Genomic DNA, 13,796 nt, shown 5'->3' with positions numbered 1-13,796 from the left:
GGTTCGGACGACGCAAGCATGCGTTCGGCCGCCCCGGATTCACGCAAGCGGCTTGCAGCGGCGCGTATAGTCGACGGCATGTCGAGACGTCTGGCGGAGGTCGCCACCAAGGTCGGTGTCAGCGAGGCCACGGTGAGCCGCGTGCTCAACGGGAAGCCCGGCGTCTCGCAGGCGACGCGCGACGCGGTGCTCACCGCGCTCGACGTGCTCGGCTACGAGCGGCCGACCAAGCTGCGCGGCGAGCGCGGGCGCCTCGTGGGGCTCGTGCTCCCCGAGCTCGTCAACCCGATCTTCCCGGCGTTCGCCGAGGTCATCGGTGGCGCGCTCGCGCAGCAGGGCTTCACGCCGGTGCTGTGCACGCGGACCGCGGGCGGCGTCACGGAGGCCGAGTACATCGACCTCCTCCTGGGCCAGCACGTGTCGGGCGTGATCTTCGCGGGCGGCTTCTACGCCGAGCGCCTGGCCGACCACGCGCACTTCCGCCGCCTCGAGAAGCTCGGGCTGCCCGTGGTGCTCATGAACGCCTCGATCGAGGACCTCGACTTCCCGCGCGTCTCGTGCGACGACCTCGTCGCGATGAACCAGGCGCTCGGCCACGTGCTCTCGCTCGGCCACGAGAAGGTCGGCCTGCTGCTCGGGCCGGCGGACCACGTGCCGTCCGAGCGCAAGCTCGCCGCGGCGCAGGCGTTCGCCGAGCGGCAGGGGCACGTGCTCGACCCGGCGCTCGTCGTGCACAGCCAGTACTCGCTCGAGAGCGGGCAGGCCGCCGCGAACCGCCTGCTCGAGGCCGGCGCGACGGCGATCGTGTGCGCGAGCGACCCGCTCGCCCTCGGCGCCGTCCGCGCGGTCCGGCGCGCGGGCCTGGACGTCCCGACGGACGTCTCCGTCGTCGGCTACGACGACTCGAACCTCATGAACTCCACCGACCCGGCCCTGACCACGGTCCGCCAGCCCATCGAGCCCATGGGCCGGGCCGCCGTCGACCTGCTCGCGAGCATGATCGCGGGCGCCGACGTCTCGCGCGACGAGCTCCTGTTCGAGCCCGAGCTCGTCGTGCGCGGCTCGACCGCCGCGGCGCACGCCGCCGGCCGTGAGGCCACCGCCTCCTAGTCCCTACCCACTCCTCCAGGGCCCCGGCCCGGCCGCTCGCGCGCGCCGGACCGGGGCCCCTCGTCGTCGCGCCCTCCCGCGGTCGCCGAACCCGGGGTTGTCGGCACGGCGGAGGTCGAGCCCGCCGACATCCCCGGGCTCGACGCGGTCGGGGTGCGTCGTGGCGCGGGACGGACCCATGTCGCGAAGGGTCGGGCGCAAGGGATCGTAGGTCTCTCGACGTCGAGAGATAGCGTTTCGATAACGACACTGTCATGTTCTTGCGCGGATCATGTCGTCTAGTTACAGTCGTCCACGACGGCGCGGTCGGCACCTGGTGCACGACGGTCGTCCCGGGAACCCCGCCCGGTCGGATCGAACGCAGTGCGCAGCAGCAGGCGAGGCGCGGCCCCCGGGCCGCGCGGCCCACGAACTCACGGAAGAGGACGCGGTGAGCAACGATCACCCCCGAGTCGCCGACGGCGAACCCACCCCCGACGCGACCCTCGCGCAGGCGGTGCGGGCGCCGGGGGCGGCGTCGCCCGACTGGTGGCGCAGCGCCGTGATCTACCAGGTGTACGTGCGCAGCTTCGCGGACGGGAACGGCGACGGGACGGGCGACCTCGCGGGCGTGCGCCAGCACCTCACCTACCTGCGCGACCTCGGGGTCGACGCGATCTGGTTCACCCCCTGGTACGTGTCCCCGCTCGCGGACGGCGGCTACGACGTCGCGGACTACCGCGCGATCGACCCCCAGTTCGGCACGCTGGCCGAGGCGGAGCAGCTCATCGCGGAGGCGCGCGAGCTCGGGATCCGCACGATCATCGACGTGGTCCCCAACCACGTCTCGTCCGAGCACCAGTGGTTCAAGGCCGCTCTCGCCGCAGGTCCGGGATCGCCCGAGCGCGAGCGCTTCTGGTTCCACCCGGGCAAGGGCGACGACGGGTCCCAGATCCCGACGCGCTGGGTCTCGGAGTTCCAGGGCAGCACGTGGACGCGCACGACGAACCCCGACGGCACGCCCGGCGAGTGGTACCTGCACGTGTTCGCGCCGGAGCAGCCGGACCTCAACTGGAACCACCCCGACGTGCGCCGCGAGCACGAGGACATCCTGCGGTTCTGGTTCGACCGCGGCGCCGCGGGCATCCGCATCGACTCCGCGGCCCAGCTCGTCAAGGACCCGGCGCTGCCCGAGGTCCCGGCCCACCCCGGCCCCGGGGAGCACCCGCACGTCGACCGCGACGAGCTGCACGACATCTACCGCGGCTGGCGCGCCGTCGCCGACTCCTACGAGGAGCCGCGCGTGCTGGTCGGCGAGGTGTGGCTCGCGGACCGTGCCCGGTTCGCCCAGTACCTGCGCCCGGACGAGATGCACACGGCGTTCAACTTCGACTTCATGGCGCGCCCGTGGGACGCGAAGGCGCTGCGCGAGTCGGTCCAGACGACGCTCGACGCGCACGCCCCGGTCGCCGCGCCCGCGACGTGGGTGCTCTCGAACCACGACGTGACGCGCCCGGTGACGCGGTACGGGCGCGAGGACAGCTCGTTCGCGTTCACGGCCAAGCGCTTCGGCACGCCGACGGACCTGGAGACCGGGCGCCGTCGGGCCCGCGCCGCCGCGCTGCTCTCGGCCGCGCTGCCGGGGTCGCTGTACCTCTACCAGGGCGACGAGCTCGGCCTGCCCGAGGTCGAGGACCTGCCGCTCGACGCGATCCAGGACCCCATGCACTTCCGCTCCGACGGCGTCGACCCCGGCCGTGACGGCTGCCGCGTCCCTCTCCCGTGGACGCGCGGCGGCACGAGCAACGGGTTCGGGCCCGACGGCGGCGCGCGGCCCTGGCTGCCCCAGCCCGCGGGCTGGGGCGAGGTGTCCGTCGAGGCGCAGGCCGACGACGAGACGTCGATGCTCGCGCTCTACCGCCACGTCCTCGCGACGCGGCGGGCGGAGCCCGCGCTGCACGGCGAGGCGTTCCGCTGGCTCGACTCCCTCGGTGGGGTCGCGCTCGGCGACGACGTGCTCGCCTTCGTCCGCGGGGACACCCGCGGCGACGACGGCCGCGCGGTCACGTGCGTGGTCAACCTCGGGGCCGAGGACGTGCCGCTGCCCGCGGACGCCGAGGTCCTCCTGCACAGCGGTACCCCCCACGGGACGGACGCGTCGGAGCCACCGACGCGCCTCGCCCCCGACACCGCGGTCTGGCTGCGCGCATGACGCCGCGCACGAGCCGTCAGGCCTGACCGCCACCAGCCCCGGGCCGCGAGCCGGTCGGCCCGGACACCCAGCACCCACCCAGCACACACCCAGCACCACCGGAACACAGGAGTGACGATGAAGTCCACACGTCAGGCGATCGCCTTCACCCTCGCGGGGGCGCTCGCGATCAGCACGCTCGCCGCGTGCTCGAGCGGCGGCTCGGGCAGCGACGACGAGAGCAGCGGCTCGGACGGCGACGGGAAGGTCACCCTCAAGGTGGTCTCCCTCCTCCCGGGCTCCGAGCAGGAGGCGATCGACGCCTTCAACGCCCAGGTCGAGGAGTTCGAGGCCGCGAACCCCGACATCGACATCGTGCCGGAGGAGTACGAGTGGAAGGCGACGACGTTCGCCCCCCAGCTCGCCGGCGGCACGCTGCCCGACGTCTTCGAGATCCCGTTCACCGACGCGAAGACGCTCGTCGAGAACGGCCAGCTCGCGGACCTCGACGAGCAGTTCCGCACCCTGCCCTACGCCGACAAGTTCAACCCGGCGATCATCGAGGCCGGGACGGGCGCCGACGGCCACGTCTACGCGATCCCCGCGAAGAACGTGTACGGCGTCGGCCTGCACTACAACCGCGCGCTGTTCGAGTCGGCCGGGCTCGACCCCGACCAGCCGCCGGCCACGTGGGACGAGGTCCGCGAGGCGGCGAAGAAGATCGCGGACGCCAACCCCGGCGTCGCGGGCTACATGCAGATGTCGCAGAACAACACGGGCGGCTGGCAGCTCACGGTCAACACGTTCGCTCGTGGTGGCCGCACGCAGGAGGTCGCCGACGACGGCAAGGCCACGTCGACGCTCACCAACGACGGCACCAAGGAAGCGCTCGAGTGGCTCAAGGCCATGCGCTGGGAGGACAACTCCCTCGGGAGCAACTTCCTCCTCGACTGGGGCACGATGAACCAGGCGTTCGCGGCCGGCCAGGTCGCGATGTACACGTCGGGCTCCGACGTCTTCACGTCGCTCGTCCAGACGAACGCGATCGACCCCGCCACCTACGGCCTCGCGGCGCTCCCGCTCGAGGGCGACGACGCGGGCGTCCTCACCGGCGGCACGCTCGCCGCGATGCCGGCGAACGTCGACGAGTCGAAGAAGGAGGCCGCGATCAAGTGGATCGACTTCTTCTACCTCGGGAAGCTCGTCGACGAGAAGCGCGCCGTCGCCGACGCCGAGACGCTCGTCGCGAACGACCAGCCCGTGGGCACCCCGGTCCTGCCGATGTTCTCCCAGGAGCAGTACGAGCAGAACCAGGAGTGGATCAAGGACTACATCAACGTCCCGCTCGACCAGATGACGAGCTACACGGACACGATGTTCGACCTGCCGCTCGTCGGTGAGCCGTCGCAGAAGACGCAGGAGATCTACGCCCTGCTCGACCCGGTCGTCCAGGCCGTCCTGACGGACGAGAACGCCGACGTGGACGCGCTGCTGGAGCAGGCGAACACCGAGGCGCAGGCCCTGCTCGACCAGGGCTGACGCCCCGAGGCCGCGCGGTCCGCACCGGGCCGCGCGACCCCAGACCCGGGTCGGCCGGCAGCGCCCCCTGCCGGCCGACCCGTACCCCGCCGGTGCCCGACGGCGCGACGCACCTCGCGCCGTCGGGCACCTCCCACCGCACCGAAGGACGTTCGCCCGTGACCGCCACCACCGCCCCGCCGCGACGGGGACCCGCCTCCCACGCGCGGGCCGACCGCGACGGCCGACGCCGCAGCCCCGTGACGTGGTTCCGTGGCGGCGGCCTGAGCAACCTCGTCTTCCTGCTCCCGCTCATCCTCATCTTCGGGGTCTTCTCGTGGTTCCCGATCGTGCGCGCGGTGATCATGAGCTTCCAGGAGACGAACCTCGTGAGCGACCCGACGTTCGTCGGGCTCGACAACTTCCGCCAGGTGCTGAACGACCCGCTCCTGTGGAAGGCCGTGAAGAACACGCTCTACTTCGCGTTCCTCGCGCTGCTGTTCGGGTACCCCATCCCGCTGATCGCGGCGGTGCTCATGCGCGAGGTCCGCCGGGCGCGCGGGCTGTACTCCGCGCTCGCCTACCTCCCGGTCGTCGTCCCGCCGGTCGTCGCCGTGCTGCTGTGGAAGTTCTTCTACAACGGCAGCCCGACGGGCGTGTTCAACACGATCCTCGGTTGGGTCGGCCTCGGCCCGTACCCGTGGCTCCAGGACGCCTCGACCGCGATGCCGTCGCTCGTGCTCGCCGCCACGTGGGCCGGCGCGGGCGGGACGATCATCATCTACCTCGCCGCCCTGACGAGCGTGCCGCCCGAGCTCTACGACGCCTCCGAGGTGGACGGCGCGGGGCTGTGGCGCAAGATCTGGCACGTCACGCTCCCGGCGCTGCGCGGCGTCCTGTTCATCACGCTGATCCTCCAGGTGATCGGCACGGCGCAGGTCTTCCTCGAGCCGTACCTGTTCACGGGCGGCGGGCCGAACAACGCGACGCTGACGATCCTGCTGCTCATCTACCGCTACGCCTTCCAGAACAGCCTCGGCGGCGACTACGGGGCCGCGACCGCGCTGTCGATCATGCTCGCCGCCGTCCTCGCCGTCTTCTCGATCCTCTACTTCCGGCTCACCCGGTCCTGGAGCACGTCATGACTCTCTCGCCCACCGACAACCCGAGCGAGATCGGCGTCGTCTCGCAGGACTCCGCGGCCACGACGGACACCGTCGCCGACCCGGCGGGCACCGCCCGCCGCGCCGCCGACGCGAGCCGGTCCCGGCGCGAGTCCGAGCGCCGCAGGGTGCGCGCGCGGCGGCGCAAGGCGCTCGACGGCGTCGAGGATCGCGGCGCGCTCTCCGAGGCGGACTGGCGCCGCCCGTCCATCCGGTGGGGGATGGGCACCACGCACGTCCTGCTGCTCGTGATCCTCGTCGTCGCGGGCCTCGGCCCGATGCTGCTGCTCGCCAAGTACGCGGTGACGCCGACGCAGGACATCCTGCGCACACCGATGGCGATCTTCCCGAACGGCATCGCGTGGGACAACCTCGACAAGGCGTGGAACGACGTCCAGGTCAGCCGGTACTTCCTCAACACGATCTGGCTCGCGGTCGGGTCGTGGGCGTCGCAGATCCTCGTCGCGACGACGGGCGGCTACGCGCTGTCCGTCCTGCGGCCCCGGTACGGGAAGGTCGTGCAGGCGCTCGTCCTGTCGACGATGTTCGTCCCGGCGATCGTCCTGCTCGTCCCGCTGTACCTGACGATCCTCGACCCGCCGCTGCTGGGCCGGTCGCTCATCAACAGCTTCTGGGCCGTGTGGCTGCCCGCGGGCGCGAGCGCGTTCAACGTGCTGCTCGTCCAGCGGTTCTTCGACAGCCTGCCGCGCGAGGTGTTCGAGGCCGCGCGCATGGACGGTGCCGGGCCCTACCGGCTGTTCTGGTCGGTCGTGCTGCCGATGTCCAAGCCGATCATCGGCGTCGTGTCGGTGTTCGCGGTCATCGCGGCCTGGAAGGACTTCCTCTGGCCGCTGCTCGTCCTCAAGGACCCGGCGATCCAGCCGCTGTCGGTGCGCCTGCCGTCCATCGAGGCGTCGACCGACCTCGGAGTGTTCCTCGCGGCGCTCGCGATCTCCACAATCATCCCCGTCGGGCTGTTCCTCGTCTTCCAGCGCATGTTCCTCCAGGGTGCGGGCCTCGGCGGAGCGGTCAAGGGCTGAACCTCGTCTGTCGCCGAACACGACAAGGGTGCCGTCGTCCCGCGGACAACGGCACCCACGTCGTGCTCGATCGCGAGCGGGTCGTGCTCAGCCGCGGCCCCGGCCCTGCATCGCGCGCAGGACGGCGTCGTGGACGTCGGTGTTGCGCTGGGCGCCCGCGAGCCGCTCGGCGCCCGGTCCCTGCGCGGTGATCGGCGTGGCCTCGCCCGTGTGGCCGCCCGTGGTCCAGTCGACCGTGAACTGCAGGTCCGACCCCGCGAGGTCGAAGGGGCCGTCCTCGGTCGTGGCTCCCTCGCCGCCCTCGTCCGCGGGGTCGACGTTCTCGATCGCGAGCCCGCCCGTGGCGTGGTCGCCCACGACGAGCACGAGCGTGCCCCGGTTCTTCTTCGCGAAGTCGAGCGCGAGCGCGACGGTCTCGTCGAGCGCCTGCCCGGCCTGGATCGTCCGCGTCGCGTTGCTGCGGTGCGCGAACTCGTCCACCGCCTCCTCCTCGACGAGCAGGAAGAACCCGTCGCGGTCGCGCTGCAGCACGTCGAGCGCCTTCGCCGTCATGTCGACGAGCGGCACCTCCGGCTCGTACAGGTCGCCCTCGCCCTCGTTGCGCTGCTCGAACATCTCCTCGTTGGCGAACAGACCGAGCAGCTTGCGTCCGCGCGCGTCCGCGAGCCCCTCGGCGTCGCTCACGTAGGTGTAGCCGAGGTCCTGCGCGCGCTCGACGAGGTTCCCCTTCGTCCCCTTGCTCTGCTCGGTCGGGTCCTTGGCGGGGTTGTCCTCCCACGCGCCCGGGTCGCCCGCCGGGTACCACCAGTCCTCACCGCCGCCGAGCACGACGTCGGGCCGCGAGCTCTCGAGGAACTGGCGCGCGATCTCGCTCTGGTCGCCGCGGTCGGGCACGTGCGCCCCGAACGCCGCGGGGGTCGCGTCGGTGACCTGTGCCGTCGTGACCAGACCGGTGGCCTTGCCCGCGCCGCGGGCCGCCTCGAGGAGGGTCGGGACCGGGTTGCCGTCGACGTCGACGCCGACCGCCCCGTTGTACGTCCGCACCCCGGACGCGAACGCGGTCGCGCCCGCGGCCGAGTCGGTGACGGCCTCCTCGGGGTCGGCCGAGTCCGTGGTCGTCCAGCCGGCGTGCTCGAGCGAGTCCATCGCGAGCTGCCCGTCCTTGCCGACCGTCGCGAGCCGGATCAGCTCGCGGTGCGACAGGCCGAGCCCGTCGCCCTGGATGAAGATGACGTTGCGTGCCCGGTCGTTGCCGTGGCCGTGACCGCCGCCGCGGTCGTCGCCGCGCTCGCTCCCACCGAACGGCAGGAGCATCACGAGCGCCGCGGCTGCCGCGACCCCCGTGGTGCCCGCCCGGAGCTGTCCTCGTCGTGACTGCATGAGCCTCCCCTTCCCACCGGCGTCGCTGCCGGTGCCGGCACGGCCGCGGAGGGGACGGGTTCGCCGTCGCGCGCGGGCCGCGCCCGGCGACGTCGGTGCCGCCGGTCGCAGTCCACGCTAGGCACAGGGTCGGCACTGGCAACCCGGGTCGGGTCACCCGGCGCTCACCAGCGGTTGTGGACCTCCTCGGCCCAGCCGACGAGCCCGTCGAACTGCACCGCCCCGGCGTCGTGCCCGTCCGACGTCTCGCCACCCGGCGGGGTGAACGTGCCCGACCAGGTGCCGAAGCACTGGTCCGTCGACGACGACACGACGCCGAGGTTCGTGCGCGTGACCTTGGTGTGGAAGGGCTCGAACGTCGCGTCGAGCCCGCCCCCGGTGACGCGCCACGGCCGGTGCGGCTCGGCGAGGTCGTAGTCCCAGACCAGCTCGTCGGGGAGGTGGTGGAGGCGCCCGTCGACGAGGACCGCGTTCTCGGTCGAGCCCGTGCCGGCCGTCCAGCGGCCGCCCACCTGGACCCCGACGACCCGCCCGTGGCTCTCGCCCGACCCCGCGCCCCAGTTCCACCGGACGTCGTACGGCCAGCGCCCGCGGCCGTGGTCCAGCACCGCCCACGACGACCCGGCGGGGACGTCGACCGTCCGGCCGTCGACCCACAGCGTGCCGTGCGTCGGGCGCGCGACGTCCTTGACCGTGTACTGGAACCGCGAGTCGCTCCACGGCACGACGACTGCGAGCCGCTCGTGCCCCGGCGGCAGCTCCGCCACGACGTCGAACGAGACGTCCCGGGTCCGGGCGCGCAGGCGCGTGCCACCGTCCACCTCGTCGACGTCGATCGCGAGGGTCTTCGCGCGCGCCCGGGCGGGTCCGTCCCCGAGCGAGCCGGGCAGCTCGACGCCGCGCGCCGGCACGACCGTCGCCGTAGCACCGAACGTGCGCCCGGTCTCCCGGTCCAGGACCCACACCTCGTGCACCGCCGCGTAGTCGAGCGACGACACCGTCAGGGCGAGGACGTGGGTCGGGGTGACGACGCCCCAGTACTCCCAGCGCTTGTTCCGGCCGGTGTGGCGGGTCCAGCGACGCAGCCCGTCGCGGGCGACGCCGGACGTGTCGACGAGCGGCTGGCGCGCCCAGCCGACCGACCGGCGGTCGAGGCTCCCGTCGGGCAGGGTGAGCGCGACGCGCTCGGTGATCTCCGGGAGCGCCACCGCTCCACCTCCACGTGGTCCGGCTCGGGCGGCTCTGCGCGGCGGGCGACGGTGCCCGGTGCCCGGCCCGAGGAGCGAGCGGGCCGAGTCTAGGGGCTGCGGGGACACAAGCGGACGAGGTGACACTCTGTCCCGTCAATGTCACGTCCGCCCGGTCCGATTCCCGGCGGGCGGGCCCCGGAGCAGGTGCCATGATCGGGAGCATGCCCCCGTTCTCCCCCCAGGACGTCGCTGTCGACACGGGCCGGGCCGCAGAGCCCGCCGCCGCCCCCGCGAGCGCCGTCGACCCCGGTCCCACCCCCGACCTGAGCCCCTACGACGCGCTGCTGCTCTACTCGTTCGGCGGGCCGAACAAGCCCGAGGACGTCGTGCCGTTCCTGCGCAACGTCACCGCGGGCAAGGGCATCCCGGACGCGCGCCTCGAGGAGGTCGGCGAGCACTACTACGGGTTCGGCGGCAAGAGCCCCATCAACGAGCAGAACCTCGCGCTCAAGGCCGCGCTCGAGGCCGAGCTCGCGCGCCGCGGCGTCGAGCTGCCCGTCGTGTGGGGCAACCGCAACTGGGAGCCGTACACGACCGACGCGATCGACGAGCTCGAGGCGCTGGGCGCGAAGAACGCGGTCGCCCTCGTGACGTCCGCGTACTCGTCGTACTCGGGCTGCCGCCAGTACCGCGAGGACCTCGCGGTCGTGCTCGACGGGCGCGGCCAGCTCGGCCCCGACGGCTCCACGGGCGTGCAGTTCGACAAGGTGCGCTCGTACTTCAACCACCCGGGCTTCGCGCAGGCGAACGTCGACGCGGTGCTCGACGGCTACGCGGCGCTCGCGGAGAAGGGCGGCGACGGCGCAGCCGCGCGCCTCGTGTTCGTCACCCACTCGATCCCGGACACCATGGAGACGGCGTCGCGCGTCTCCCACGCGACGTACTCCGAGCAGCACCTCGACCTGGCGCGCGTGATCGTCGCCGAGGTCTCGGCACGCCTCGGTCACGAGGTGGCGTGGGACCTCGCGTACTGCTCGCGGTCGGGCCCGCCGAGCCAGCCGTGGCTCGAGCCCGACGTCAACGACCACCTCGAGGCGATCGCGCAGGACGGCGTCCGCGACGTCGTGCTCTCGCCGATCGGCTTCGTGTCGGACCACATGGAGGTCGCCTACGACCTCGACACCGAGGCGATGGAGACCGCGACCGGGCTCGGGATGACCGCCGTCCGCGCGGGCACCGTGGGCACGCGCGAGCCGTTCGTACGCGGGCTCGTCGACCTGCTCGTCGAGCGCGCGGCGCTCGCGCGGGGCGAGGCCGTCGCCGAGGCCACCGTCGGCAGCCTGCCCGCCTTCCGCTCGGTGTGCGCGCCCGGCTGCTGCCTGCGTCGCGACGGGGAGCCGAGCGGCGTCCCCGCGCTGTGCAGCACGGACGTCCACAGCTGAGCCCCGCGAAGAACCCGCACGGACCCGAGAGGAACCCCCGATGAACGACGCCGCGCGCGTACCCGCGGACCACGAGCAGATCAACACCACCATCCGCTACGCGATGTGGTCCGTCTTCGCGACGGCAGCGCCGCTGCCCGCCGACGCGGACGAGCGCGCGGGCCTCGTGGCCGACGCGCTGACCGCCGTCGGCGGTGGCGACGACCCGGCCGCGACGGACGGCGACCTCGTCGTGCGCGGCTGGTACGACGTCGCGGGCCTGCGCTCGGACGCCGACCTCATGGTGTGGTGGCACGGCCCGACGATCGAGTCCGTCCAGGGCGCCTACCAGCGGCTGCGCGCGAGCGGCCTCGGGGCGCACCTGGAGCCCGTGTGGTCGAACGCCGCGCTGCACCGCCCCGCCGAGTTCAACCGGGGCCACGTGCCGGCGTTCCTCGCGGGCGAGGCGCCGCGCGACTACCTGAGCGTCTACCCGTTCGTGCGGTCGTACGACTGGTACCTGCTGCCCGACGCCGAGCGCCGCACCATGCTGCGCGACCACGGTCTCGCGGCGAAGGACTACCCGGACGTGCGCGCCAACACGGTCGCGTCGTTCGCGCTCGGCGACTACGAGTGGATCCTCGCGTTCGAGGCCGACGAGCTGCACCGCATCGTCGACCTCATGCGCGAGCTGCGCGCGACCGAGGCGCGCCGTCACGTGCGCGAGGAGGTCCCGTTCTTCACCGGCCCCCGCACCACGCTCACCGCCTGGGCGGACCGCCAGCCCCTGGCCTGACGCCCGCACCGCGCCGAGCACGACCCTGGTGTCGTGATCCGACGGATCACGACACCAGGGTCGTTCTCGTCCGCGCGCTGTGTCGTTCTCGGCGGGGCCGGGCGGGCCGCGCGACGGCGCTCGTTCAGCCCGCGGGGACGGCGTCCGGCTCGCCCTCGCGGACATAGGGTGCGACGTGCGCGACGAGCGCCTCGTCGCTGTCCTTGGTGAGCCGCTCGCCCGACCAGGTCTCGTGGAGCGTGAGGGTCGTGCCGTCGTGCAGCGTGAGGTCGACGCGCGCGGGCGTGACCTTGCGGATCACCGCCCCGGCGATCTGCTCGTAGGGCACGTACCGGTGCCGTGCGGCGAGGTCGGCGACGGGCGCCGAGCGCAGGAGCTCCACGAGCCGCGCCTTGCCGCCCTCCGTCTTTTTGGGGCACGGCGCGAGGACGAGGCCGACGTCCAGCACGAGGACGTCGTGGTACGCCCCGTCCACCTTGACGTTCGCGAGACCGCCGACGACGTCGCCGCCGTGCGCGGTCGCCTGCGCGGTCTGCTGGACCGCGCCCGCGACGTCGATGCCGAGGGCGTCGAGCCGGGAGCGGGCCTCCGCGGTGGTCGTCGGGTCGGCCGCGAGGCGCGCGACCTCCGCCACATCGAGGACGGTGCCGTCGGGCGTCTCGAGCGTCGCCGGCCCCGTCCACGACACGCGCCACCGCGCCGCGCCGGATCGGACGGCCGCCGCCGCGAGGGCCGAGGAGATCGCGCCGGTGATCGCCGCGCGCGCCTCGGTGGCGGGTGCCCCCGGCACGAGGTCGCGCGCGACCGCGTCGAGGCGGCCGGCGCCGAGGAGGTCGAGCAGGGTCGCCAGATCGCCCTGCGGGCGGCCGGCGGCACGGCCGACCGCGCGGTAGAGGGTGTCCGCGGTGCGCTGGTCGTGGATGGGCATCGCCGCGGCGACGAGCGCGTCCCACGGGAGCTGGGCACGCGTGCCGAACGCGACCTCCTCGACCGCGACGCGCTCGGACCAGGTGGCAAAGCCGGGGACGAGGGCGGCGGCAGGACGCTCGTCCGTCGTGGCCACTCCGCCGTCGGGCATGCCGTCCATCGCGGCGACGCGCCGTGCGATCGACGGGTGGGTGTCCCACGCGGACTGCTCGGCGGGCGCGTCGTCGTACCGGAGCTCGGCGAGGTCGCCCGCCCGGCCCCGCAGGAGCTCGTCGAAGCCGCCGAAGACGCCCGCCGGCGTCGGGGCGAGGCCGTGCTCCCAGCCGAGCCCGACGTACTGGCTCGTGTAGAAGCCCCACGCGGCGTCGAGCACCGGGACCTCGCGGAGCGCCGCCTGGGCGGTCGCGCGCCCCGCGACACGTACGGACAGCTCGTCGGCCTCGAGCTCCTGGCGCCGGCTGACCGCTGCCGAGACGAGGACGTAGAGCTTCGCGTACTGCCTGAGCAGCCAGCCGACGACGTTCCCCTGGAGCTGCCCGACCGTCGCCGTGATCGCCTCGCGGCCGCGGTACGTGAGCGGGCCGAGGCGCGTGTGCGATCGCGAGTAGTGGCCGAGCTCGTGCGCGAGGACCGAGCGGAGCTGGGCCGCGGACAAGCCCTGCAGCAGCGGGACGCCGAGGTACAGGCGGCGCGTCCCGCCGACGAGCCCGAGCAGGCGCGTGTCCTCGCTGACGGCGGCGTTGACGTCGGCGACGAGCCGGATCTCGTCGGGCGCGCGCGTGTCCGCGACCTGCGCGAGCTCGCGGACGGTGGCCCAGAGCTCGGGCGCGTCGCGCTCCGCGAGCGGCACGCCGCCCGGACCCTGCTTCTCGGCCCGCGCGACGCGCACGAGCGCGACGACGAGGCCCACGGCGACGACGACCGTGAAGAACCCGAGCTTCGCGGCACCGCCGCTCGCGTGCTCCGAGAACGCCCAGACGGTCGCGGCGCCGAGGCCGACGACGGCGCCGAGCGCGAGGACGTAGAACCCGACGAGGAGGAGGACCGACAGCGCGGCGCGCAGGGTCGTGGTCATGGGCGT

The 13,796-nt window shown here is 73.4% G+C and carries 10 protein-coding genes; 7 read left to right on the top strand and 3 right to left on the bottom strand.

Annotated elements, in window-relative coordinates; all coding sequences use genetic code 11:
• The first annotated feature begins 78 nt into the window (after positions 1–78).
• The 5 genes from ACN9MS_RS15335 to ACN9MS_RS15315 all read left to right on the top strand — a co-directional run bounded on the left by ACN9MS_RS15335 (position 79) and on the right by ACN9MS_RS15315 (position 7,001).
• Positions 79–1,110, top strand: coding sequence for a LacI family DNA-binding transcriptional regulator (locus ACN9MS_RS15335; protein ID WP_426309340.1), 1,032 nt, complete (start codon positions 79–81; stop codon positions 1,108–1,110).
• Between the two features lie 496 nt (positions 1,111–1,606).
• Entirely contained in the window at positions 1,607–3,301 is a 1,695-nt protein-coding gene (locus ACN9MS_RS15330) for a glycoside hydrolase family 13 protein (protein ID WP_426311909.1), read from the top strand.
• Between the two features lie 117 nt (positions 3,302–3,418).
• Positions 3,419–4,819: an ABC transporter substrate-binding protein gene (locus ACN9MS_RS15325; protein WP_426309339.1), complete on the top strand. Its 1,401-nt coding sequence runs from the start codon at positions 3,419–3,421 to the stop codon at positions 4,817–4,819.
• Positions 4,820–4,977: 158 nt separating this feature from the next.
• Positions 4,978–5,943 carry a carbohydrate ABC transporter permease gene (locus ACN9MS_RS15320; protein WP_374615002.1) on the top strand — a complete coding sequence of 322 codons (966 nt, stop codon included), beginning with the start codon at positions 4,978–4,980 and terminating at the stop codon, positions 5,941–5,943.
• Positions 5,940–7,001, top strand: a complete 1,062-nt coding sequence (locus ACN9MS_RS15315; RefSeq protein WP_426309338.1) for a carbohydrate ABC transporter permease — start codon at positions 5,940–5,942, stop codon at positions 6,999–7,001. Before ACN9MS_RS15320 ends, ACN9MS_RS15315 begins: the two co-directional genes overlap by 4 nt.
• Before the next feature lie 87 nt (positions 7,002–7,088).
• On the opposite strand, the gene ACN9MS_RS15310 is transcribed toward ACN9MS_RS15315, so the two are convergent.
• Together ACN9MS_RS15310 and ACN9MS_RS15305 are read right to left on the bottom strand one after the other, a co-directional pair.
• Positions 7,089–8,381, bottom strand: coding sequence for an alkaline phosphatase (locus ACN9MS_RS15310; protein ID WP_426309337.1), 1,293 nt, complete (start codon positions 8,379–8,381; stop codon positions 7,089–7,091).
• 164 nt (positions 8,382–8,545) lie between these two features.
• Positions 8,546–9,589, bottom strand: coding sequence for a DUF2804 domain-containing protein (locus ACN9MS_RS15305; protein ID WP_426309336.1), 1,044 nt, complete (start codon positions 9,587–9,589; stop codon positions 8,546–8,548).
• 203 nt (positions 9,590–9,792) lie between these two features.
• Between ACN9MS_RS15305 and ACN9MS_RS15300 the strand changes: the two genes are divergently transcribed.
• A complete protein-coding gene (locus tag ACN9MS_RS15300; RefSeq protein WP_426309335.1) occupies positions 9,793–11,013 on the top strand; it encodes a ferrochelatase in 1,221 nt (406 codons plus the stop codon).
• Between the two features lie 40 nt (positions 11,014–11,053).
• The gene (gene hemQ / locus ACN9MS_RS15295) at positions 11,054–11,788 is read left to right on the top strand and encodes a hydrogen peroxide-dependent heme synthase (protein ID WP_378234301.1); all 735 of its coding nucleotides are present in this window, start codon (positions 11,054–11,056) and stop codon (positions 11,786–11,788) included.
• A gap of 124 nt (positions 11,789–11,912) precedes the next feature.
• Here the strand turns inward: hemQ and ACN9MS_RS15290 are convergent, their stop codons facing one another.
• A complete protein-coding gene (locus tag ACN9MS_RS15290) occupies positions 11,913–13,790 on the bottom strand; it encodes a M48 family metallopeptidase (RefSeq protein WP_426309334.1) in 1,878 nt (625 codons plus the stop codon).
• Positions 13,791–13,796 lie beyond the last annotated feature (6 nt).

Origin of the sequence: Cellulosimicrobium sp. E-16, assembly GCF_049913115.1 — a bacterium.
Lineage (GTDB): Bacteria > Actinomycetota > Actinomycetes > Actinomycetales > Cellulomonadaceae > Cellulosimicrobium.
The sequence above is the reverse complement of the archived record's forward strand: the minus strand, read 5'-3'. Positions and strand labels throughout refer to the sequence as shown.

Bases quoted from the DNA above. Each gene is read 5' to 3' on its own strand.
- ACN9MS_RS15335 (WP_426309340.1), top strand. From the start codon at position 79: ATGTCGAGACGTCTGGCGGAGGTCGCCACCAAGGTCGGTGTCAGCGAG.
- ACN9MS_RS15325 (WP_426309339.1), top strand. From the start codon at position 3,419: ATGAAGTCCACACGTCAGGCGATCGCCTTCACCCTCGCGGGGGCGCTC.
- ACN9MS_RS15315 (WP_426309338.1), top strand. From the start codon at position 5,940: ATGACTCTCTCGCCCACCGACAACCCGAGCGAGATCGGCGTCGTCTCG.
- ACN9MS_RS15310 (WP_426309337.1), bottom strand. From the start codon at position 8,381: ATGCAGTCACGACGAGGACAGCTCCGGGCGGGCACCACGGGGGTCGCG.
- ACN9MS_RS15300 (WP_426309335.1), top strand. From the start codon at position 9,793: ATGCCCCCGTTCTCCCCCCAGGACGTCGCTGTCGACACGGGCCGGGCC.
- hemQ (WP_378234301.1), top strand. From the start codon at position 11,054: ATGAACGACGCCGCGCGCGTACCCGCGGACCACGAGCAGATCAACACC.
- ACN9MS_RS15290 (WP_426309334.1), bottom strand. From the start codon at position 13,790: ATGACCACGACCCTGCGCGCCGCGCTGTCGGTCCTCCTCCTCGTCGGG.